At 37.3% G+C, this 21,164-nt stretch carries 21 protein-coding genes and 3 tRNA genes; 4 read left to right on the top strand and 20 right to left on the bottom strand.

Annotation, left to right across the window (positions count from 1 at the left end; all coding sequences use genetic code 11):
* Nucleotides 1–125 precede the first annotated feature (125 nt).
* From nuoE to AC0QT4_RS05105, 6 genes are all read right to left on the bottom strand, one after another.
* Nucleotides 126–794 carry an NADH-quinone oxidoreductase subunit NuoE gene (gene nuoE, locus AC0QT4_RS05130; protein WP_473200642.1) on the bottom strand — a complete coding sequence of 223 codons (669 nt, stop codon included), beginning with the start codon at nt 792–794 and terminating at the stop codon, nt 126–128.
* On the bottom strand, nt 794–1,984 hold the full coding sequence (locus AC0QT4_RS05125; protein ID WP_473200641.1) for an NADH-quinone oxidoreductase subunit D: 1,191 nt from the start codon (nt 1,982–1,984) through the stop codon (nt 794–796). Before AC0QT4_RS05125 ends, nuoE begins: the two co-directional genes overlap by 1 nt.
* Before the next feature lie 120 nt (nt 1,985–2,104).
* A complete protein-coding gene (locus AC0QT4_RS05120) occupies nt 2,105–2,716 on the bottom strand; it encodes an NADH-quinone oxidoreductase subunit C (RefSeq protein ID WP_473200640.1) in 612 nt (203 codons plus the stop codon).
* Nucleotides 2,717–2,725: 9 nt separating this feature from the next.
* Nucleotides 2,726–3,307, bottom strand: a complete 582-nt coding sequence (locus tag AC0QT4_RS05115; RefSeq protein WP_473200639.1) for a NuoB/complex I 20 kDa subunit family protein — start codon at nt 3,305–3,307, stop codon at nt 2,726–2,728.
* A complete protein-coding gene (locus tag AC0QT4_RS05110; RefSeq protein ID WP_473200638.1) occupies nt 3,298–3,663 on the bottom strand; it encodes an NADH-quinone oxidoreductase subunit A in 366 nt (121 codons plus the stop codon). The genes AC0QT4_RS05115 and AC0QT4_RS05110 overlap by 10 nt, the downstream gene beginning before the upstream one ends.
* A gap of 310 nt (nt 3,664–3,973) precedes the next feature.
* Nucleotides 3,974–4,050: transfer RNA gene (locus AC0QT4_RS05105), tRNA-Asp, on the bottom strand.
* Between the two features lie 175 nt (nt 4,051–4,225).
* Here AC0QT4_RS05105 and AC0QT4_RS05100 point away from each other — a divergent pair.
* Nucleotides 4,226–4,301 (top strand) — tRNA-Val (locus tag AC0QT4_RS05100).
* Between the two features lie 899 nt (nt 4,302–5,200).
* Nucleotides 5,201–5,290: transfer RNA gene (locus AC0QT4_RS05095), tRNA-Ser, on the top strand.
* Nucleotides 5,291–5,656: 366 nt separating this feature from the next.
* Here AC0QT4_RS05095 and AC0QT4_RS05090 read toward each other — a convergent pair.
* The 14 genes from AC0QT4_RS05090 to AC0QT4_RS05025 form a co-directional block, all read right to left on the bottom strand.
* Complete coding sequence (locus tag AC0QT4_RS05090) at nt 5,657–7,129, bottom strand: replicative DNA helicase (protein ID WP_473200637.1); 1,473 nt, start codon at nt 7,127–7,129, stop codon at nt 5,657–5,659.
* Nucleotides 7,108–8,115, bottom strand: a complete 1,008-nt coding sequence (locus AC0QT4_RS05085; RefSeq protein WP_473200636.1) for a phage late control D family protein — start codon at nt 8,113–8,115, stop codon at nt 7,108–7,110. The genes AC0QT4_RS05090 and AC0QT4_RS05085 overlap by 22 nt, the downstream gene beginning before the upstream one ends.
* Entirely contained in the window at nt 8,106–8,360 is a 255-nt protein-coding gene (locus AC0QT4_RS05080) for a tail protein X (protein WP_473200635.1), read from the bottom strand. The genes AC0QT4_RS05085 and AC0QT4_RS05080 overlap by 10 nt, the downstream gene beginning before the upstream one ends.
* On the bottom strand, nt 8,357–8,803 hold the full coding sequence (locus tag AC0QT4_RS05075; protein ID WP_473200667.1) for a phage tail protein: 447 nt from the start codon (nt 8,801–8,803) through the stop codon (nt 8,357–8,359). The genes AC0QT4_RS05080 and AC0QT4_RS05075 overlap by 4 nt, the downstream gene beginning before the upstream one ends.
* A gap of 31 nt (nt 8,804–8,834) precedes the next feature.
* Nucleotides 8,835–9,221: a hypothetical protein gene (locus AC0QT4_RS05070; RefSeq protein WP_473200634.1), complete on the bottom strand. Its 387-nt coding sequence runs from the start codon at nt 9,219–9,221 to the stop codon at nt 8,835–8,837.
* 140 nt (nt 9,222–9,361) lie between these two features.
* Complete coding sequence (locus tag AC0QT4_RS05065; RefSeq protein ID WP_473200633.1) at nt 9,362–9,748, bottom strand: Mth938-like domain-containing protein; 387 nt, start codon at nt 9,746–9,748, stop codon at nt 9,362–9,364.
* 488 nt (nt 9,749–10,236) lie between these two features.
* Complete coding sequence (gene yajC, locus AC0QT4_RS05060; protein ID WP_473200632.1) at nt 10,237–10,680, bottom strand: preprotein translocase subunit YajC; 444 nt, start codon at nt 10,678–10,680, stop codon at nt 10,237–10,239.
* 387 nt (nt 10,681–11,067) lie between these two features.
* Complete coding sequence (locus AC0QT4_RS05055; protein ID WP_473200631.1) at nt 11,068–12,243, bottom strand: peptidoglycan DD-metalloendopeptidase family protein; 1,176 nt, start codon at nt 12,241–12,243, stop codon at nt 11,068–11,070.
* Nucleotides 12,244–12,411: 168 nt separating this feature from the next.
* Nucleotides 12,412–13,071, bottom strand: coding sequence for a protein-L-isoaspartate(D-aspartate) O-methyltransferase (locus AC0QT4_RS05050; RefSeq protein ID WP_473200630.1), 660 nt, complete (start codon nt 13,069–13,071; stop codon nt 12,412–12,414).
* Between the two features lie 134 nt (nt 13,072–13,205).
* Complete coding sequence (serS, locus tag AC0QT4_RS05045) at nt 13,206–14,483, bottom strand: serine--tRNA ligase (protein WP_473200629.1); 1,278 nt, start codon at nt 14,481–14,483, stop codon at nt 13,206–13,208.
* A 60-nt stretch (nt 14,484–14,543) separates the two neighbouring features.
* Nucleotides 14,544–15,326, bottom strand: coding sequence for a twin-arginine translocase subunit TatC (gene tatC, locus AC0QT4_RS05040; RefSeq protein ID WP_473200628.1), 783 nt, complete (start codon nt 15,324–15,326; stop codon nt 14,544–14,546).
* Nucleotides 15,323–15,763, bottom strand: a complete 441-nt coding sequence (tatB, locus tag AC0QT4_RS05035; protein ID WP_473200627.1) for a Sec-independent protein translocase protein TatB — start codon at nt 15,761–15,763, stop codon at nt 15,323–15,325. The genes tatC and tatB overlap by 4 nt, the downstream gene beginning before the upstream one ends.
* A 54-nt stretch (nt 15,764–15,817) precedes the next feature.
* A complete protein-coding gene (gene tatA, locus AC0QT4_RS05030) occupies nt 15,818–16,129 on the bottom strand; it encodes a twin-arginine translocase TatA/TatE family subunit (RefSeq protein ID WP_473200626.1) in 312 nt (103 codons plus the stop codon).
* Between the two features lie 350 nt (nt 16,130–16,479).
* A complete protein-coding gene (locus AC0QT4_RS05025; protein ID WP_473200625.1) occupies nt 16,480–16,773 on the bottom strand; it encodes a hypothetical protein in 294 nt (97 codons plus the stop codon).
* 1,131 nt (nt 16,774–17,904) lie between these two features.
* Between AC0QT4_RS05025 and AC0QT4_RS05020 the strand changes: the two genes are divergently transcribed.
* A complete protein-coding gene (locus AC0QT4_RS05020) occupies nt 17,905–18,768 on the top strand; it encodes a 23S rRNA (adenine(2030)-N(6))-methyltransferase RlmJ (RefSeq protein ID WP_473200624.1) in 864 nt (287 codons plus the stop codon).
* 408 nt (nt 18,769–19,176) lie between these two features.
* Complete coding sequence (uvrC, locus tag AC0QT4_RS05015; RefSeq protein ID WP_473200623.1) at nt 19,177–21,162, top strand: excinuclease ABC subunit UvrC; 1,986 nt, start codon at nt 19,177–19,179, stop codon at nt 21,160–21,162.
* The last annotated feature ends 2 nt before the right edge of the window (nt 21,163–21,164 follow it).

The following is a 21,164-nucleotide window of genomic DNA, read 5'->3' as shown; positions in this document are numbered from 1 at the left end:
TTTCCATAGCATTATTAGCTTTTCCTCAAATGCAATTTTAAATATCTGCTTACGATTTCTTACTTTTAGTTAAATATTGCCACAATGGATAAAATAATGAAATATCTTCGCAAGAAAAATACTTACTACACCCCTATTCCCTCCTTATCTTTTTTCTTTGAAGACTTAAAAGAGTTCTTTTTTTCTTCATCAATAAGAGAAGTTAAACCATTAATCGGTTCCGATGATTTACGACTATTTTGTGGACCAACAGCTATTTCAGAACCTTTATCCGCTTTAAATGCATCAATAATTTCTTCAAGACGTTCAGCTGTAAGATCTTCATAAGTATCTTTAAAAATCATAACCATGGGAGCATTAACACAAGCGCCAAGACACTCAACTTCTTCCCATGATAATGTTCCATCTTGATTGGTAACAAAAGGTTCAGGATGAATTTTTTTCTGACAAACTTTAATCAATTCACCAGATCCACGTAACATACAAGGAGTCGTACCACAGACTTGAATATGTGCTTTTTTTCCAACTGGCTGAAGCTGAAATTGAGTATAGAAAGTCGCTACTTCCAGAACACGAATATAAGCCATAGAAAGAAGCTGGGCGATATGCTCAATCGCAGCGCGCGTCACCCACCCATCTTGCTCTTGAGCACGCATTAATAACGGAATGACAGCAGACTGCTCACGCCCTACAGGGTATTTTTCTATAGTTTTTTTTACCCATATTTGATTTTCTGTTGTAAATGAAAACTCTGCGGGTTGGTAGATATCATCTGCAAGACGACGGACAGACATTAGCGATCAACCTCCCCAAAAACAATATCAATCGAACCTAAAATAGCTGTAGCATCAGCCAACATATGACCTCTGGTTAAAAAATCCATAGCTTGAAGGTGAGCAAAGCCAGGCGCACGCAACTTAACACGATAAGGTTTATTGCTTCCATCGGAAACGAGATAAACCCCAAACTCACCCTTCGGAGCTTCTACAGCGACATATACCTCTCCAGGAGGCGTATGAAAACCTTCCGTATAAAGTTTAAAATGATGAATCAATGCTTCCATTGAACTTTTCATTTCGCACCGCTTTGGGGGCACAATTTTGTGATCTAAGCTTGAAACTGGTCCATTTTTTTCGGTACTCAGTAAACGATTTACGCATTGGCGCATAATTTTCGCTGATTGACGCATCTCTTCCATACGAATTAGATAACGATCATAACAATCACTGTTTTTTCCAACAGGAACATCAAATTCCATTTCGCTATAACATTCATAAGGCTGGCTCTTACGCAAATCCCATGGTACACCAGCTCCACGAATCATGACTCCAGAAAAACCACGTACCCAAGCTTCATCAATACTCACTACACCAATATCTACATTACGCTGTTTAAAAATCCGATTTGGCGTTACAAGCGCATCAAGTTTTCCAAGAGCAATAAGAAACGGGTCAATAAAATTACCAATATCCTCAATTAAAGATTCCGGTAAATCCTGATGCACACCCCCAGGGCGAAAATAATTTGCATGAAGACGTGCTCCACACGCACGTTCATAAAAAATCATCAATCTTTCACGTTGCTCAAATCCCCAAAGCGGTGGCGTCAAGGCACCAACATCCATTGCCTGTGTTGTTACATTAAGTAAATGGTTAAGAATGCGCCCAATTTCAGAAAACAAAACACGTATTAACTGCCCTCGTTTAGGAACCTCAACACCCAACAATTTCTCAACAGCAAGCACAAAAGCATGCTCCTGATTCATAGGAGCAACATAATCTAAACGATCTAAATAAGGACCAGCTTGAAGATAAGTCTTGGTCTCCATTAATTTTTCGGTACCGCGATGCAATAATCCAATATGGGGATCTACACGTTCTACAACTTCACCGTCTAATTCCAGAACCATGCGCAAAACCCCATGCGCTGCAGGATGCTGCGGTCCAAAATTGATGTTAAAATTCCGAACATTGACCTCAGCCACAATAAACCCCTTGTTAAAGAAAACTCCATATCAAACATTAATAAAAATCTTATCATACTAAAAAGATTTAATTACTTTAGAATCCTACTACGCTAATTCTAAACCTTATCAGATCCAATATCATTTTTCACCATCTGCTTTTTCATCACATGGCATAACATACTGCTCCCCTTCCCAAGGAGAAAGAAAATCAAAATTACGCATTTCTTGTCGCAAAACAACAGGCTCATAAATCACCCTTTTTGCTTCATTATCATAACGACATTCAACAAATCCTGTCACAGGAAAGTCTTTACGTAAAGGATGCCCTTCAAACCCATAATCAGTTAAAATCCGTCTTAAATCTGGATGACCTGAAAATAAAATCCCATACATATCATATGCTTCACGCTCATACCATTCTGCTCCAGGATAAATTGAGCAAGCGGAAGCAATAGGAGTATTCTCATCAGTACGTACTTTTACACGCAAACGTAGATTCTTACGAGGAGATAAGAGTTGGTAAGAGACATCAAAACGTTTATCACGAGATGGATAATCAACACCGCTAATATCTGTAAGATTAATAAACTGGCAACGAGAATCATCACGAACAAAAATTAAAACATCCGTAATTGCATTGAGATGTGATATGATCGTCAATTCGCCAAACACAAAAATAGTTTCCTCAATTTTATCTTCTAATTTATCTTTCAAATAGATAGAAAGTTCAACTAATGATTCATCTACCATTACATCCTCCTATCTCTCTATAGAACCAGTACGACGGATTTTTTTCTGCAACAACAATATACCATATAGTAATGCTTCTGCCGTAGGAGGACACCCTGGAACATAAATATCTACAGGCACAATACGATCACACCCACGTACAACTGAATAAGAATAATGATAATACCCACCACCGTTTGCACATGATCCCATAGAAATCACATAACGTGGCTCAGGCATTTGATCATACACTTTTCTTAAAGCAGGAGCCATCTTATTTGTTAGAGTACCCGCTACCACCATTACATCCGATTGGCGGGGGGAAGCGCGTGGAGCATATCCAAAACGCTCATTATCATAGTGAGGCATAGAACATTGCATCATTTCGATAGCACAGCAAGCCAAACCAAAACTCATCCACATTAAAGAGCCAGTACGCGCCCAAGTAATCAAAGCATCGGCAGAGGTAACTAAAAAACCCTTATCTGATAACTCAGCATTAATATCACGAAAAAAACTATCGTCAGAGCCTATTAATTTCCCCGTATTTGGATCAATAATCCCTTTGGGTTTTGGAGCAGCAATTGTTGAATTGTTAGATCTTAATCCCATTCAAGAGCTCCTTTTTTCCATTCATATATAAACCCGATGGTTAAAAGTGCTAAAAACATAATCATCGACCAAAAGCCAAACATACCTATCGAAGCAAATGAAACTGCCCAAGGAAAAAGAAAAGCAACTTCAAGATCAAAAATAATAAACAAAATTGATACTAAATAAAAACGAATATCAAACTTCATGCGTGCATCATCAAATGAATTAAACCCACATTCATAAGCTGATAATTTCTCAGGATCAGGAGAACGATAAGCTACGATATAAGGCATAATTAAAAGAACTCCAGCAATAACGGCTGAAACAATGATAAAAATCAAAATCGGTAAATAAGAGCCCAATAAATGAGTCATAATCCTCTTCCACTTTAATGAAATGACCTAAATCAATACAGTCATCCCACACTATTAAATCTAACAGATAAATTATACTAGTATTCTGTTAATTCCGCTCATACTGCTTCAAGGACACGTTGAACGATGCTTTTCTTAGCGGCATAGGTAACGCAGAGCAAAGAAAGACGCAAGCCCTATTCTTATAAAGCATGCAAAAAGAAGGAAAACAGCATTTCAAGAAACAGACTAAAGGTAACGCTCTAAAGACTAGATACCTTATTATAAGTGTTTATACTCAAAAAACGAAATATCATAAAAATTATGAAAATGGCGCGAGTGACGGGGCTCGAACCCGCGACCTCCGGCGTGACAGGCCAGCACTCTAACCAACTGAGCTACACCCGCGCACTTTCTTCAAACCAATATTATATTGGTATAAGCGGTCGTGTAAGGGGTTCATTCGTTTATGTCAAGCATGGATATGCATTTTTTAAAAAAAATTATTAAACATTATCTTTATTCTTGCGTTTACAAAAATTTTTCCTTAAAGAGTGCCTATTCAATTGCTGATCACTACATCGGGCGATTAGCTCAGCTGGTAGAGCGCCTCGTTTACACCGAGGATGTCGGGAGTTCGAGTCTCTCATCGCCCACCATATGCTTTTAAAATTCATGTAACTTATTGATTATCAGTATGTTTTTTTAATGTGAGGGACATACAAATAAAAGCAAGGGAATAGAATCTTCTAAATTCTCTATGATTTTACTAAAATCCACTTTTGAAAAGATTGAATTATTAATTTTTTTAAAGCGAAATAGCTAATTAAGAATGTTTTATATTTTTCTTACGAAAAGTAGTCAACAAAAAGAGAGTCTATATTAGAATTCGATTTGGTGTTTACCATTTGCCTTTCTGTTGAAGAAAACAAAGAATTTTATTTTGCAACATGTGAGCTCAAAATAATCCTTACAACACTTTTGTATCTGCATATAAATGTAAGCTTCTTATTCTATATTAACATATTTTTCAAATACTTAGCATACCTACAAGGGAAATGCTTTGATAATATATTTTCTTAATGTTTTTTATAAATAAGGATAATTATTCATCTGTAAATTTAATATACAAAATAAAAATATATTTTTAAAATAAATAAAGCATACAACATTATGATTTTCTTAAATCATATGAATATCTATAATATCTGAGCATTATCGCTATAGTATTCAGCTTTGATTCTCATAACACTGCATCAAAAGATGCACTCTGCTTATATTATGAGGGTATCGTTTTTTATGTTATTACATGAACTGAAATAGAAATTGTATGAATTTATCTTGCTTTCTCATAATAATTTTTTACGATCATATATGAGAGAGAGTGAACATCAGAATAGAAAAGGAGAAAAATTACTGATTTAAAGGTAACTCTCAAAAAACCGTAGTCTAGAGATTACTTTGTTTGGAATTCAAAAACTTTTATTAAAAATGTTTAGAAACTCATTTAAATGATTGACCTTTTGCAATAACTTTGTAAAAAAGCATACTCAAGTTTGGAGGGGTGGCCGAGCGGTTTAAGGCACCGGTCTTGAAAACCGGCGTGCAGGAGACTGTACCGTGGGTTCGAATCCCACCCCCTCCGCCATCTTAAATAGAATCAATAGGTTATAGATGTAGCTTGCCACTAGGTTTTGCAGCAATTCATTTTTTTTAAAGGTCTTTTTGGCGGTTCTCAGAGAAGCTTTAAGAGGTGTTTAGAGTCGCTTTCATGAGTCTTGTTTTTATTGGATCAGAATCGCAATTTGAGGCGATTCATCTTTTCCAACAATCCCATTATTTGACACCTAAAATCTCTAAAATATGCATGCAAATACCCGTAAATTTTGTATCATTTGTATCATATTTTGTAAAAATGACCTCATTTTCAAAGGATTTTCATTTTTTCAAAGGGCTCTCAAAGGGTCTTCAAAGACCTTTCAAAGGCCATTTATTGCTCCTTTTAGCCTCTTTTTTATAGATCACTAAAACGTGTAAAATCAGATTGGAAAGCAAGAGGGACAGTTCCTGTGGGACCATGGCGTTGTTTGGCAATAATCACTTCCGCTTGCCCCCTCACCTGATCCATTTTCTCTTGCCATTTGACAGCTTCAACGCTGCCTTCCTTTGGCTGTTCATTTTTCAAGTAATATTCTTCACGATAGACAAACAAAACAATATCCGCATCTTGTTCAATTGAACCGGATTCACGCAAATCAGAGAGTTGTGGACGTTTATCGATGCGATTTTCAACTTGGCGTGAAAGCTGTGAAAGAGCAATGATAGGAATATTCAGTTCTTTCGCCAATGCCTTAAGAGCCATGGTAATGGCTGTCATTTCTTGCACGCGATTGTCTGAGGAACGCTTTGTATGACCCGTCATAAGCTGGAGATAATCAATCATCAAAACATCTAAACCATGTTGCCGTTTGAGGCGCCTTGCACGTGCTGCTAATTGGGCAACAGAAAGACCTCCCGTTTGGTCGATATAAAGCGGGGACTTTTGCAAGGAACGCGTCATATGAATGATTTTAGTAAATTGCTGTTCAGAGAGGTTTCCACGGCGGATATCAGAAGAAGAAACCTCGGTTTGCTCAGAAATGATACGGGTTGCTAATTGTTCTGAAGACATTTCCAACGAAAAGAATCCAACAATGCCTCCCTCATTGTTTTGTTCCTGTGTCTGGTCATCAGTCTTGTAAGCATTGGCAATGTTAAAGGCAATGTTGGTCGCAAGCGAAGTTTTCCCCATACCTGGGCGACCAGCAAGGATAATGAGATCAGATTTTTGTAACCCTCCCATTTTCTCATCAAGGGTTTTTATATGGGTTGCTATTCCTGAAAGCCTTGAGGAACGCTTTTTAGCAGCACTTGCCATGGTCAGCGCCTTTGTGATGGCTCCTTTAAAATTTTCAAACCCACCGCCATATTTTCCCTCTTCTGCCAATTCAAACAACTGCTGTTCAATCCTTTCAATCTGTTGTGAGGGCTTCAACTCTACAGGAGCATCAAAAGCTGTATGAACAACTTGATGCCCAAGAGTAATTAAACAGCGTCGAAGGAAAAGATCATAAAGTACCCGCCCATAATCTTGCGCATTAATGATGGTGATCGCTTCCTTGGCTAAACGCACAACGTAATGAAAGACCGTGATCTCACCAATCTTTTCTTCTGCTGGGAAAAAGGATTTCATGGTAATGGGATTGGCAAGTTTTCCCTTGTGGATCATGTGTGAAGCGATCTCAAAGATCCTTTGATGCAAGTGTTCAAAAAAATGCTCTGCTTTAAGAAAGTCTGAAACACGATCAAGGGCGTCATTGTTCATGAGAATGGCGCCAAGCAAGGCTTGTTCTGCTTCAAGATTGTGTGGGATCTCTCGAACAGAAGAGAGCATGTTGTCCCTTTGATTGTCTAGCGCACTGCATTCTACGAGGTTGACTTTTCCCATGACTCTTTTCCCTTCTCCGGTGCCTCTAGGGTAATTTCTGTGGTGTAACCGCTTTGTTTCTCATAGCGGTGGGTCACCGTTGCGGCTTTCCATGGTCCATTGATTTGTTCCCGAAACCCTTGCAAAATGAGAGGTTGATCAGCCATGATTTCTGGACGCCCCTCTAGAACCAAAGAACCACTGCCCATGCCACGACACAGCCGGTCTGATTCTGATGCGGCAGCAGCCAAAGCTTCCTCTTTGCAAGTGTAACAACCACGCAAACGCCGTGTGGGACCTGTAAGGTTTGTGCAATGTGTGACAAACAGCTGTTTTCCTTGTGAGCGTTCAAAGTAAGTTGCTTCAATGATGCCATATTGGGTGCGTGGCTCGAGGGTAAATTCCCAACTGGAACAATCCTGCTTAGCAAGATTGATTGCTGGTAAATTGTTGCCACTTAAAAATAAAAACTTATTGTCCTTGATTAAAAAACGTGCCTGCATACGCTCCGCAAGGCGGGTTAAAAAATCAATTGTAGACTGATCGGTGCGCACCACATAAGGCAAAGTTTTGCGAGTGAATCCTTTATCAACTTTGGCTTGATAACCATGGCGTTTGGCTAAAGTTTCGACAATCTCGCCAATGGTTTTGTTGTCAAAATGCTCACTTGCCTGTTCTTTGAGTTCCCCACGCATCGAAGCGCTTTTGCCGCAAAGGCGTAAAACCTCTCCATCACTGCCCCCTATACTTACAACCGATTCAACAACAAAACGCCCCATAAAGGCACTGATGCTGTCCTGATAACCAAACATCACCTGCAGGGTGCTGTTCTTTTGTGGAACCTGTAAATCATTACCCCTATCATCAAACTCCGCTTCAAAGCGATCGGCTTCATTGCCGGCATGATCGGTAATGGTGGCGCTGATAAGCCGCTGGTAAAAAACCTCATGGACGGGTTTGTCTCCAACCTTAACCACGATAAAAGGATAGGTTCGGCTTAATCCCATAACCGCTTCACTCTGCTTTGAGACTGAACAAAGACAAATTCAGGGAGAATAACAGTTAACCCCCGTGGCAAAACAGCACCATATTGGGCAATCCCCGGATTGGCTCTCAAGGTGGCTTCTAAATAGCCCTTTAAGGATCCAGCCTGTCGACGATCTCCTAATACCGCCATGGCATGGTGAAAGCAAATCAGATCGAGGCTCATATCCTCTAACTCTATAACAACGTGCTTTGCTGGTAGCTTCATAGCTGTTGTCCCTCTTGGGTGTATCCTTGTGGTTTTCCCCCATCAAAAAAGGGTAGCAAGCTGATGGAATAGCGGATGCGCTGCGATTGACCAGAGCGGCTGATATAATCGTGGTCTTTCGTGATCGAGGTGAGCACCACGGGACCGTGGAGTATGGCACTATAGCTCATATCATTGACCCAACGAAGCATCTGCACTGGTTTGGCTGCTCGTATGGTTATGGTGAGTGCGTCGATGGCTATACGATCACCAAACTCTTCTGGAAACCACACCCCATGAATGGTTTTAGGATCATTGCCATAACCGGTAAATTGCAAACTGGGGGACCTTCCAAAACGCTCCATGGAAACCCATGAGGCGGAGAACTCTTCCTCAAAGGATTGGAAATTCAGCCAATCGACATAAAATTGATGCGGTCCCAACATCATCAAAGGATCTTTCATCTGCTCCCTCCCCTCATTGCTTCTCCTTGCCTCATTCTGTCCCACCATGCAGGGCATTGGCTTTTGCCCGTTGGAGGGCATGACTTACCGCACGGCTTGTGGCAAGAGGATCACGCGCCCCATTCACATGCACCGTGACATTTTGATGGTGATAAACAGATGCACTCTGTTTACTTTTGTCCCTTGCCCCAGTTGCCGCAGGGCTTGTTTGCTGGCGACCGGCAAATTGTACAATCGGCTGCAAAGCTGTCTTGCCACCAAGCCAACTGGGCAAATGAAACATGTTGGATAAATCAATTGAGCCAATCCATCCTTTGATGCGATGGGGCAAGGATTTAAAAAAGTCAGCCAATTGTGTGATGGAGGACATAAAGCCATCGACAATCCCATTGGCTAGATCTTCTCCGGCCTGTTCCATACCCGCCTTGGCTTCTTCTGAGAGCTTTTCGCGGGCAAAAACACTCCCCTAAATGAGGAATAAGAGAGAACTCCATCGAACAATCAAGAACTACACAATTCCTCTACTAAAAATAAATATTGATTTTCCTAGATAATCTATCATTCTACCGCAAATAATAGCGCAGCAACTGCACGATCCTCAGCTAACAAAACATTAAATGTACGCACCGCCGCACCTGTACTCATTGTATCTGTTGAGATACGCTTTTCCCATAAAAGCTCCCGTAACTCTTCAGGCAATCGTAATAATTCAACACCAGTACCTATTAGCAAAACTTCAATTTCGGACGATTCTTCTAAAATATGAGCTATATCATGTCGAGTGGGAACAGGCCCTACCATATCAATACCATAAATCCCTGATGGTACACAAATAATAGAACCTCTATGTGACATATCAGCAAAGCGAAATCCACCATTTCCATACGCATCAATAGGCACACGCCCTGGGAAATGCGCCTCACGGATCTGAATTGCATGAAACATGGGCAATATCCTTTATTTTTGAAATAACCACAATCTCATTCTTCTTTTTTTCCAAATCAGCAAAGGACTTATAATGAAGACTGATCTATTTTATCTGAACTCACATACTAATATCGATATAAAATATTTTATACAAAAGATCTGTCTTAACACTGCAATAAATACATGAAAAATTGGTAATAATCCGTGGTTAAATGTTGCGCTTATTTAAAAAAGATTCATCTTTAAAAAAATTATTTCAGCTAATTTACTCAAAAATAGGAAAATCCTATATTCCAAAAACAATGACACGCTTCAAAGGATAGAGCAATCTTCTGCAATGCTTCATAATGAAGTAGCTATTTTGTAAGTCTATGAAAAACAAATAAAACACTATGCTCATTTATCAACTATAAGACCACCCTTCCAATGAGATTGCCTTTTCTACAGAACCAACAGACTTTTATAAAAATGCATTCTAAACAAATGTAAAAGACTGCAATTATAGTTTAAGTATCATTTTCCTTTGATACAGATTCTTCCTCTTTAGGTACACTCACTCTTTCCTTCATAATAGACTTAGATTTCTTCAATGTTTTTGTATTAGAAGGTTTTGATTTTTTTTCTGCAATTGGTTTACCTTTAACGCGAACATCAGATAATGTTGAACGGATAACGCGAATACGCATATCATCACCAATTTCAACCTCTAATTCACCACTTTCATCGTAAACTTTTGTAACCTTTCCGATAATACCACCACCCGTTATAATTGTATCACCACGACGTATAGCATTAAGCATCTCCTGTCGCTTTTTCATTTGCACACGCTGTGGACGAATCATAAAAAAGTACATAATTGCAATAATCAAAATAAACGGAATAAAGCTAACAAGTGAGGGCCCATTGGAAACACCATCTGCAACTTGAGCATAAGCGTTATTAATAAACATTTTCATCTCCTATAGATTAAACTTCAGGTGTTTTCTCACTCTAGTAAAACAGATTTTCAACTAAAAAAGCTTCCCCAGAGGATTTACATACAAAGCGAAATAACCCCAATGTAATCACAACCTTATAGACAGGCCATAAATCCTTAAAAAATAGAAAGCAACGGACAAAACTTCTAAGGAACAGATTTTTATATATCATTAAATATATACATTCTTAATAATCAAAAAAATAAATGATGCAAAATGATTTTTTACTCATTTAATGAAATCAATTATTCATCATTCTTAAACCTATAAAATTTCTGGCACAAATATTACAAGACTGATTCATAGTAATCGTTTTTTTAGAAAACCCTATAAGCCGCAGATTTCCAAAACACAATTTTATCAATTCTCTAAATATTCAGTAGGATCAACAGGTACAGAATTTTTACGCACCTCAAAATAGACACGTGGAGTTTTAACATTCCCTGAAATACCAGACTTAGCAATTTCATCACCACGTTGTATCCTTTGTCCCTTGTTAACAATAAGCTTACTGTTGCATCCATAAATTGTGATAATATTGTGTTCATGTCGAATCATAACAACATTACCGAGCTCTTTTAACCCATCACTCGCATAGATAACGACGCCATTTTCCGCTGCTTTTACAGATGAACCTTCAGGTACAGCAATGTCGATCCCTCTATTCGTTGCTGTCCCTTTTTTTTGACCAAATTGGCTTAATAAACGCCCTCGCACTGGCCAACGCATCTTAGAAATTCCTGTGGATTGTGGAGTAATAACATTATCCGTATTTGTTATAGTATCTGAAAAAACAGTCTCATGTCTCAATTGCTTCATAGGCTTGGAAGAATTCTTCCCAATATTTGTTTCATTCTTCTTTGTAGAAGGTAAAGGCATTGCAGGAACTTTATCGATAGATAAAGCTTTCTCGTGTCTTATAGAAGACCTAACTTGAGACTGGAGTGAAGAACCTGCTTTTGATGCAGCCCAATCATCATTATAGGTATTCGAAGCTTTTGATACACGCTTATTTGGAATCTTAAGGACTTGACCAATATAAATGGAATTACTGCTTATACCATTTGCTAATTTTAATGCTTCAACACTAATCCCTACTTGCCGTGCAATGCTTAACAGTGTATCTCCACTCTGGACAATATAAGAATCTCGCCGAAAAATAGGAGAGTTATCGAGTTGTGAACGGGAAAGCGTTCCAAGATTTCGTGGTGGTGTCCCCATAATTTGACTATCAGAAGAAGACATCCCACCTTGTTGTTGAGAATTATACGCGATATTGTCATCTGTCCATGATTCATTGCTTGGCTCTACAGGAGGTAATTCCGTGCTTTGTATTACACCGCCATACGATAGCATTTGTGAGTCTGTCGGGATAGTGGTGGACATATTGGAATGTGTGGATACTGCATTGTGAGAAAAAATATTAGAAAAACGCTGCGTACCAGAACTACATCCCGCAAAAATCATCGTCATTGCTAAAAAAGCTATTCTCTGAAAATTATGCCAAAAAACATCATTCAAAACTTTTAAACACATAGTTTTGCTCACCCGTTAATACTCAATTAAATCTATTAAAGCTTTTTAATATTACCTAAGAGTTAAAATGAAATATTTTATTCATAAATATCTTTATAATAAGATCAAAATGAATTTATCTATAATAAAAAGGTAAAAGAATTTGCGTAATATCTTAAATTTCAAAAATTAAAGTATTTCTGCAATGCCTTTAATAAAGGGTTGATAGCGCACTTGAAACATTTCTAAACACTCAAATCGACTGCCAATTTTCGTATAGCGTGTTACTTTTTGCACCCCTTCATCAGGCCCTATAGCTTGAATAAGAATCCCATTTTCAGCTAACAGTTCTAAAAATTCCTTTGGTTCATCAGAACGTGACGGCCAAATAAGAATACGATCAAATGATTCTAAACCTGTAACAGTACGGCTTCCATCAATTTGCCTTACAACAATATTTTCAAGTCCCAAAGTTTGAAACTTTTGGCGCGCCAAATTAATAAGTGTTTTATAACGATCAACTGTTATCACACGATCACTTAGACACGCCATAAGAGCGGTACAAAAACCAGATCCTGTACCAATTTCTAAGACACGATGCTTTTTTTTCAATGATAACGCAGAAAGAATCAAAAGCTGCTCTTCCAAGCGTTCAATATACTCACCACACTCAATTGGAATAACTTTATTCTCATAAGCACTACTGAACCAAGGTGCAGCAACAAACTGCTGACGTGGAATCTTCTCAAATGCCGCAAAAAAGCGAACATCATCAATCCCTTTGCTACGCATTTTTAACACAAGACTCGCTAATTCTTCACGAAATCGTAAAATACCCTTTTGCCCCATAGTATCATTCGATCTCCAATGGGGTAGCACCCTTATCATACAGACAACTTATTTTTTTCAAAATGGCAACCCCCAGCGTTTGCATGTTATTTTCTTTCAGCAATAAACGCATAGTGGTTTCTCCTTTCGTAAAATTAAGCAGTAATATAACGCTCACCCTTCATATAGGGTTGTAAAACATCTGGCACAATAATTGATCCATCAGCTTGCTGATAATTTTCAAGAATAGCTATAAGACAACGCCCAATGGCCGTACCAGAACCATTAAGACTATGAACGAAGTGTAATGCTTTATCTCCTTCTTTACGATAACGAGCATTCATGCGTCGCCCTTGAAAATCTCCGCAAACTGAACAACTGGAAATTTCACGATAACACCCTTGACCAGGAAGCCAAACTTCAATGTCATATGTTTTACGTGCAGCAAATCCCATATCACCCGTAGAAAGAACCACCGTGCGAAAAGGCAAACCAAGACGTTTTAACACATCTTCTGCACACTCTGTCATACGTTCCAGTTCTCTTAAAGATTGCTCTTCGGTCGTTATAGATACCATTTCTACCTTCCAAAATTGGTGCTGACGCAACATACCACGTGTGTCACGACCTGCTGCTCCAGCTTCTGAACGAAAACAGGGAGTCAAAGAAGAAAAGCGCAATGGTAAATCTGATATCTCAAGAATTTCATTGTTTACCAAATTGGTTAACGGCACTTCTGCTGTAGAAATTAACCATCGACCGTCTGTCGTTCGAAAAAGATCATCAGCAAATTTGGGCAACTGAGCAGCTCCGTAAACAATCTCATCACGAACCAAAAGAGGTACAGAAACCTCTGTATAACCATGCTCATCAACATGCACATCAAGCATAAATTGACCAAGTGCACGTTCAAGCCGTGCTAATGCTCCTGAAAGTACAGTAAAGCGCGTCCCCGATAAACGACTTGCTCGCTCAAAGTCCATCTGTTTGAGATCTTGGCCAAGATCAAAATGCTCCTTTGGTAAAAAATCAAATGTTGGAGGTATACCAAAATGTCGGATAACAACATTATCACTTTCATCTGCACCTTTTGGAACATCATCCAATGGAAGGTTAGGAAGTGCTGAAAGAGCCTTCTCAAAACTCTCCGTCAACCGTTTTTCTTCCGCTGTGGCAGAAGAAAGAAAGGTTTTAATCTCTTCAACTTCAGCTCTAAGATGTTCAACCATTTTCTGATCATGTGCAGCTAAAGCCTGCCCTATTTCTTTTGAAGCAACATTACGTCGCTCTTGCGCAGATTGTACTTTAGCAACATGTAAGCGACGTTCAAGATCAAGTTTTATTAATCTTTCCGCTTGTGGCTCAAGACCTCGCCTTTCTAGCGCTTCATCTAATTTTTCTGGGTATTCACGAATCCACTTAATATCAAGCATAAAAATTCCTCATTTGCATCGTTTCGATTTGTTTTCTATCACACAAAATATAAACTTCTCTTAAGAGGATTTTTTTCTCTTTTCTATACAGTAAGCAATTAAAATTGAAATTTCATAAAGAGCTATCGTTGGTAAAGCTACTGCAAACATAGTAAAAAAATCCGATGGGGTTACTATCGCCGCTATGATAAAAGAGAGGAGAATAGCCCATTTTCGTTTAGAGACCAGACTCTGAGACGATAAAAGACCAACTTTTGTTAAAAGACTGACTATAAGAGGTAATTGAAAAATCAAACCAAAAATCAGGATAAAGGATGTCATAAAGTTCAAATAATCAGAAATACGGACTATAAACTCTATCCTTAAATGAACATCTGGAAGAATCTGCTGAGAAAGGCTAAACCAAAGCATTATTGGTGCCAAGAGAACATAAACAAATGCTCCCCCAATACAAAACAAAATCGGTCCACCAATGAGAAATGGCAAAAAAGCCATACGCTCATTTTTATAAAGTCCTGGTGCAATAAAGCTATAAAACTGAAATGCTGTATAGGGAAAAGATAAGATAACTGCCCCAAAAGCAGCAAGTTTCATCTTCGTTAAAAAAGTTTCCCATACTTGTGTTGATTGCAAACGAATACTCTCAGGATTACCACCCGATATTTTCATCGCCCATTGATAAGGCCATATTAAAAAATTTAAAATATAATCTTTGATAAGAAAACACATAATAAAAGCCATCAAAAATGCGACTAGAGCAGCAATAATTCGCTGACGCAGTTCAATCAAATGTTCTAAAAGTGGTGCCATATTAGCATCAATTTCATCTTTTTTTACATTCATGACACACCTTCTTCATTTTTAGAAGTTATAGAAACACTTTCAGGGCTATGAAAATTAACAGACTCTGTTAAATCTTCATTGGCTTTGCTCTGTGCACGTCCCAAAACTGCTTTGTCTTTTTTTGATTTATGGTGTGTTGTCTTTATACCAAAATTATCGCTGGGGCTCCCTACTGCATCATGAATAGAATCAAAAGTCTCTGTTAACTCCTTGCTCAGATTAAAATTATTGATATCAGAGAATGTCTTTTGCAAATCATTAAGCTCGACCTGTTTTATTGCATCATCAAATTGGTGACGAAATTCATTCACTGTTGAACGTACATAAATTATTACCCTTGCTATGGTCTTTAGCATTTTAGGTAAATCTTTTGGTCCAACAACAACAATAAGAACAAGTAAGATCACGAGAAACTCTGGCCCATCAATCCCAAACATCGCTTACTCTCAACTGCCTCATTAAAAAAATGTACACTTATTATTGTATCTTGGTTACTTGACATGCCGTTTTTTAGCAACAGGCGCCTTGTCTCTTTTAGTGGAAGAAGAAGCCTTTCTGCGTGCAACTACAGGTTTTACTGATAATGGCTCAGTTTTTTGAGATTCAACATCCATTATTTTGGAATACTTAGCTACTGTAAGCTTATCCTCAATGCTATCCTCCTCTTCTTTCATATTCTTTTTAAAAGCTTTAATCCCTTTAGCAATATCGCCCATTAATTCAGAAACCTTCCCGCGCCGGAATAGCACAAGAATAATCAGTAAAATTACAATTAAATGCGTTGGTGAAAAAATATTACCCATCACTCTCTCTCACTGCTTTTAAATTTGAATTCGTTTGTTCATGCTTACTCTAAAGAAATGCAATCAAATATAATTATATCTTACTTGCATATTTTTTTTCAGGTTAAAGGCAATCATATGCTTTTTATTGTAAACTAACTTTTCAGCCTTTTTTTTTATTTAAAAGATCTAAAAACTCTTCTCTTAAAGAATTTTCGTCTGCTCTATCGGGTTTCAATACTTTACAGAAAACATTAGATGCGCATTCCAATGTTTTACCTTTTAAAAATGGCATCATCTGCGCAATCGCAAACACCTCTTTCAAATTACAGTTACAATTAAAGAATGGTATTACAACCCACTGAAAAAATTTACTGAAGGTATAGTCCTCTGAAAGAACTTTCAGTTACGTCATGGGATATTAAAAGCCCACGAAAACACATCTTCTTACGAATAATATTCTCAATAACTCTTTTAGAAAACGTTGCTAGCATCTTATCATAAATCGCTTTATAGACGATATACGCAATTATGGCAGCTGGTAAATTAGCCAAAATTTTAAAAGATATAAAATCGTATTTTTCAAAAATATCAAGCGGTGTATCCAAACTTGTTAACTTAAAATTTATATCAGTGAGTGCTTGTCCGAGAATATATTTCATCACTGGCAAAACGCCCCTATACAAAAACCTTTAAACCGTTTCAGCTCCTAAAACTGTATCTGTTTCTTTGTCCTGAGCATAAGCACACATTCCCATAATATCACAATCATAAAGTCGAAATATAATTCATGCAGCACAAACTCCCTTATTTTTACCTCTTTATATAAACTTTTCCTAATGTTGTAGCCGCTGAGCAATAAGGCACTAAAGATAGAAGGAAATATTGTACCCTGTCCCCTTCTTGATCAATAAAAATACCACAACATCCACTTACCTCACGTAAAGATATGGTAAGCACCTTGATATCATATGCCAATCCTATATTGCCTGCAAACAAAATAAAAGCTCAAGGCTTATGCTTAATGATAAAAGGCTTTTTCTTTATCTCTTAGAATGAAAAATAGAAATACCAAAGCTCATAGTCTTTATTTCTAATACTATCATAATACCTCTAGGCTGAACTGTACTTAATCCTTCTTAATTTTATTAAAGCAGCTCATATACTTCATATCAATTTTTTTAAATTATATTTTAATACGTACATAACAACCTAACCATTCCATGCATAAATTTAAAACTTGTACTTTAACTGATAAAATCATTTCTCAAACGCTCATGTTAGAAGTCTTCCTACACCTCAGCAGATGTGTTTTACTGCCTTTACTCATATTTTCACAGTAGCTTTATTAAAGAAGAATTCTATCAGTTTAAGAGTATTTTCATCAGATATGTAAAATGTATAAAACTTTAGATCATTGATAAATTTATTGATCAATGTGAAAAGTGATCTTAAAATTTTTAATGCCTCCACTGATGATCCAGTTCATTTATACACTCTCTGGTTCCCTTTTAAGAGAATGACAATACAAAAATTATCTCGTAAATATAAAAAATGACTCAATTGAAATTTTTTCTCTTTGATCATATTTTAGTAAAAGATCTTAATTTTAGACATCAATATAGCTCATAAAAATTGCATTACTCTAAAAGTATAATAAAAAACTACTCATTCATAACATTGATTTTCTTTATTTAGATCAAAATATTTTTTGAACTCTACAACAGGCTTTTTGTTGATATAAAAATCATTTTCTATGTTAATAAAGACGATCATCTATATGGTAGAATTTACTCATGAATTATCGACATGTTTATCATGCTGGCAATTTCGCTGATGTTTTTAAACACATTATTGTCACCCGCATTGTAGAATATCTCAAACGTAAAGAAAAAGCTTTTCGTGTTATCGATACACATGCTGGAATCGGTATTTATGATCTCTCCTCTTTGGAAGCACAAAAAACAGGAGAAGGGCGCGAAGGTGTTCAACGTTTTTTTTCAGCTCCTATCCCAGAGGATTTAAAAGAACTTCTTTGTCCGTGGTATGATATTATTAATGCACTCAATGAAGGAAAAAAAGAAAGAGTATTCTATCCTGGTTCTCCTGTTCTTATTCGCCAATTATTGCGTAAACAAGATCGACTGACCGCAATTGAATTACATGATGAAGATTATCACATTTTAGCGAAAAAATTTGCTGGTGATTATCAAACAAAAGTCCTACATTTGGATGGTTGGCTTTCTTTAAATGCGCATTTGCCACCAAAGGAAAAACGTGGATTTATCCTTGTTGATCCTCCCTTTGAGAAACCTGGTGAGTTTTCTCGCCTTATTGAGGGACTAATGAAAGCATATCGTCGTTTTCCTGGAGGAATCTACGCTTTATGGTATCCTGTTAAATATGACAAAGAAATTGAAAATTTCCTTCATGGACTGTATAAAACAGGAATTCCTAAAATTCTACAACTTGAAATGCGTATTCGAAAAAGTTCAAGACCACCTACGATGCATGGAAGTGGTATGATTCTTATTAACCCTCCCTATCTTCTTGAAGAAGAAATGAAAAAATTAAGCCCCTTTCTTCTCGATCGTTTTGGACAAGATAACAATGCACAAATAACGCATAAATGGATACGAAAAGAGCATTCATTATGTTAGATTTTTTTATGTCGCACTGAAATCAAAATCTTCTTCACAAAAATCAAAAATACAAAACGGCTCAGAAATATTGCAAGACTAAAATATCAATTTCCTTGATCTTTTGAAATATACTCCTAATGTACATCATAGTCAGCAGCACAAATTTGTCTTTTTAAACAAAATCTATTTTAATATAGCCTTTCATCATCATAGATTTACTCTTTTTATCCACGAGATACAACGTTAGAAAACTCGGAAAACTTTTTTAGAGACCACCCTTATGTTTTTTATGAAAAGTAAAACAAATTCAAAATTGAATGATCTCACATCATAATGTGTTGTTCATAAGAAAAATGACTATCATTATATCCATAATAGATAAGAACATTTCATATGAAAAACAAACAATACTTTCGGATGAACTGAATGATCCTGAAAAAAAACACAACTTGTTCTAACAATGAAAGAGAAAGACTTCCTTTTCTCTCCCCCATATCATGGGACAATGTCAATAAAGGAAATGATAAACATCAATTTAAAGGTACCAAACTCATACAAGAATTCGTTAAACACCTCCCGCATAAGCCAGGCGTTTATCGAATGATTGATGAACAAGGTGATGTTCTCTATGTTGGCAAAGCACGTAATCTAAAAAAACGTGTTTCAAACTATACGCGTGAACAAGGGCACAATAACCGTATTGCCCGCATGATTCATGCGACATATCATATGGAATTTGTTATAACTCATACAGAAACAGAGGCGCTCCTTTTAGAAGCTAATCTCATAAAAAGATTACATCCACGTTTTAATGTGCTCTTGCGTGACGATAAAAGTTTTCCTTATATCATTATCACTGATGATCATCGCGCACCTGCCCTTTACAAACATCGTGGTGCTCGAACAAGGAAAGCCCACTATTTTGGTCCTTTTGCCTCTTCAGGTGCTGTAACACAAACAATCAATGTTTTACAACGTGCCTTTTTATTACGAACCTGTACCGATGCAGTTTTTGAAAACCGTACACGCCCCTGTTTACTTTATCAAATTAAGCGATGTTCTGCACCCTGTACAGATGAAATTAGTGAGAGTGATTATAGAGAATTGGTGAAAGGAGCAAAAGCTTTTCTTTCAGGAAAAAGCCAATCCGTTAAAAACAATATGGCTCAAGCAATGCATCAAGCTGCAGAAAATCTTGATTTTGAACGAGCAGCAGCCTATCGTGACCGCTTATCAGCTCTCTCGCACATACAAAGTCATCAAGGGATTAACCCGCAAACGATACAAGAAGCAGATGTCTTTGCCATTGCGCAAAAAGAAGGAGAAACCTGCATTCAAGTATTCTTTTTCCGCATGGGACAAAATTGGGGAAACAGAGCTTATTTCCCTAAAGCAGATCCCTCTTTTTCTCGAACTGAAATTTTAGCAAGTTTTCTTGCCCAATTCTATGATGATAAACCTCTTCCAAAACTTATCCTTTTATCTGAAACAATCGAAGAAAAGGCACTCCTTACAGAGGCATTCAGTTTAAAAGCAAATCGAAAAATACTTCTTTCTTTACCTAAACAAGGTGAACGCAAAACCCTTGTTAATCACGCCTATATCAATGCGCATGAAGCCCTAGGACGCAAGCTTGCTGAAACAACGACACAGAGAAAATTACTTCAGGGTCTTGTTGAAATATTCCAACTCCCTCATCCCCCGTCTCGTATAGAAGTCTACGACAATTCCCATATTATGGGGACGAACGCAGTAGGTGTGATGATTGTCGCAGGCCAAATGGGTTTTATTAAAAATCAATATCGCAAATTCAATATTCGCTCGACCGATATTACACCCGGTGACGATTTTGGAATGATGAAAGAAGTCATGAGACGGAGATTTTTACGTCTTATCAAGGAACATGATCTACCTAATAAACGTAAACATATAAAAAGGCAAAATAGTGATTCTTTTCCTATGTGGCCCGATGTCATATTAATTGATGGTGGTGAAGGACAAATAAATAGTGTGCATACAATACTTTCTGAATTAAAATTAGATGATTTTATCACGGTGGTTGGTATAGCTAAAGGTCCTGATCGTAACGCAGGACATGAACGGTTTTTTATAAAAGGCAAAGCACCATTTACACTTTCTCCACGGGATCCTATCCTTTATTTCTTGCAACGCCTCCGTGATGAGGCTCATCGTTTTGCAATTGGAACACACAAAGCAAAACGGAAAAAAGCAACATTCAAAAATCCGCTTGATGAAATCACCAATATTGGCCCAACAAGAAAGCGCGCTTTACTTCATCATTTCGGAAGCGCTAAAGCTATTGCCGATGCTTCACTTGAAGATTTGACAAAAGTTACAGGAATTTCCATTACCATTGCACAAAAAATTCATAACTATTTTAATGAAAAATAAAC

The organism is Bartonella sp. EBT8 (assembly GCF_055796165.1).
Note: the sequence above shows the minus strand (reverse complement) of the source record. Positions and strands in the feature narration are given on the sequence as shown.

Excerpts from the sequence above, each read along its gene's own strand:
- nuoE (WP_473200642.1), bottom strand. The coding sequence starts at position 794 with ATGTCTGTCCGTCGTCTTGCAGATGATATCTACCAACCCGCAGAGTTT.
- AC0QT4_RS05120 (WP_473200640.1), bottom strand. The coding sequence starts at position 2,716 with ATGGTAGATGAATCATTAGTTGAACTTTCTATCTATTTGAAAGATAAA.
- AC0QT4_RS05115 (WP_473200639.1), bottom strand. The coding sequence starts at position 3,307 with ATGGGATTAAGATCTAACAATTCAACAATTGCTGCTCCAAAACCCAAA.
- AC0QT4_RS05110 (WP_473200638.1), bottom strand. The coding sequence starts at position 3,663 with ATGACTCATTTATTGGGCTCTTATTTACCGATTTTGATTTTTATCATT.
- AC0QT4_RS05090 (WP_473200637.1), bottom strand. The coding sequence starts at position 7,129 with ATGGGAAAAGTCAACCTCGTAGAATGCAGTGCGCTAGACAATCAAAGG.
- AC0QT4_RS05085 (WP_473200636.1), bottom strand. The coding sequence starts at position 8,115 with ATGGGATTAAGCCGAACCTATCCTTTTATCGTGGTTAAGGTTGGAGAC.
- AC0QT4_RS05080 (WP_473200635.1), bottom strand. The coding sequence starts at position 8,360 with ATGAAGCTACCAGCAAAGCACGTTGTTATAGAGTTAGAGGATATGAGC.
- AC0QT4_RS05075 (WP_473200667.1), bottom strand. The coding sequence starts at position 8,803 with ATGAAAGATCCTTTGATGATGTTGGGACCGCATCAATTTTATGTCGAT.
- AC0QT4_RS05070 (WP_473200634.1), bottom strand. The coding sequence starts at position 9,221 with ATGGAACAGGCCGGAGAAGATCTAGCCAATGGGATTGTCGATGGCTTT.
- AC0QT4_RS05065 (WP_473200633.1), bottom strand. The coding sequence starts at position 9,748 with ATGTTTCATGCAATTCAGATCCGTGAGGCGCATTTCCCAGGGCGTGTG.
- yajC (WP_473200632.1), bottom strand. The coding sequence starts at position 10,680 with ATGTTTATTAATAACGCTTATGCTCAAGTTGCAGATGGTGTTTCCAAT.
- AC0QT4_RS05055 (WP_473200631.1), bottom strand. The coding sequence starts at position 12,243 with ATGTGTTTAAAAGTTTTGAATGATGTTTTTTGGCATAATTTTCAGAGA.
- AC0QT4_RS05050 (WP_473200630.1), bottom strand. The coding sequence starts at position 13,071 with ATGGGGCAAAAGGGTATTTTACGATTTCGTGAAGAATTAGCGAGTCTT.
- serS (WP_473200629.1), bottom strand. The coding sequence starts at position 14,483 with ATGCTTGATATTAAGTGGATTCGTGAATACCCAGAAAAATTAGATGAA.
- tatC (WP_473200628.1), bottom strand. The coding sequence starts at position 15,326 with ATGAATGTAAAAAAAGATGAAATTGATGCTAATATGGCACCACTTTTA.
- tatB (WP_473200627.1), bottom strand. The coding sequence starts at position 15,763 with ATGTTTGGGATTGATGGGCCAGAGTTTCTCGTGATCTTACTTGTTCTT.
- tatA (WP_473200626.1), bottom strand. The coding sequence starts at position 16,129 with ATGGGTAATATTTTTTCACCAACGCATTTAATTGTAATTTTACTGATT.
- AC0QT4_RS05020 (WP_473200624.1), top strand. The coding sequence starts at position 17,905 with ATGAATTATCGACATGTTTATCATGCTGGCAATTTCGCTGATGTTTTT.
- uvrC (WP_473200623.1), top strand. The coding sequence starts at position 19,177 with ATGATCCTGAAAAAAAACACAACTTGTTCTAACAATGAAAGAGAAAGA.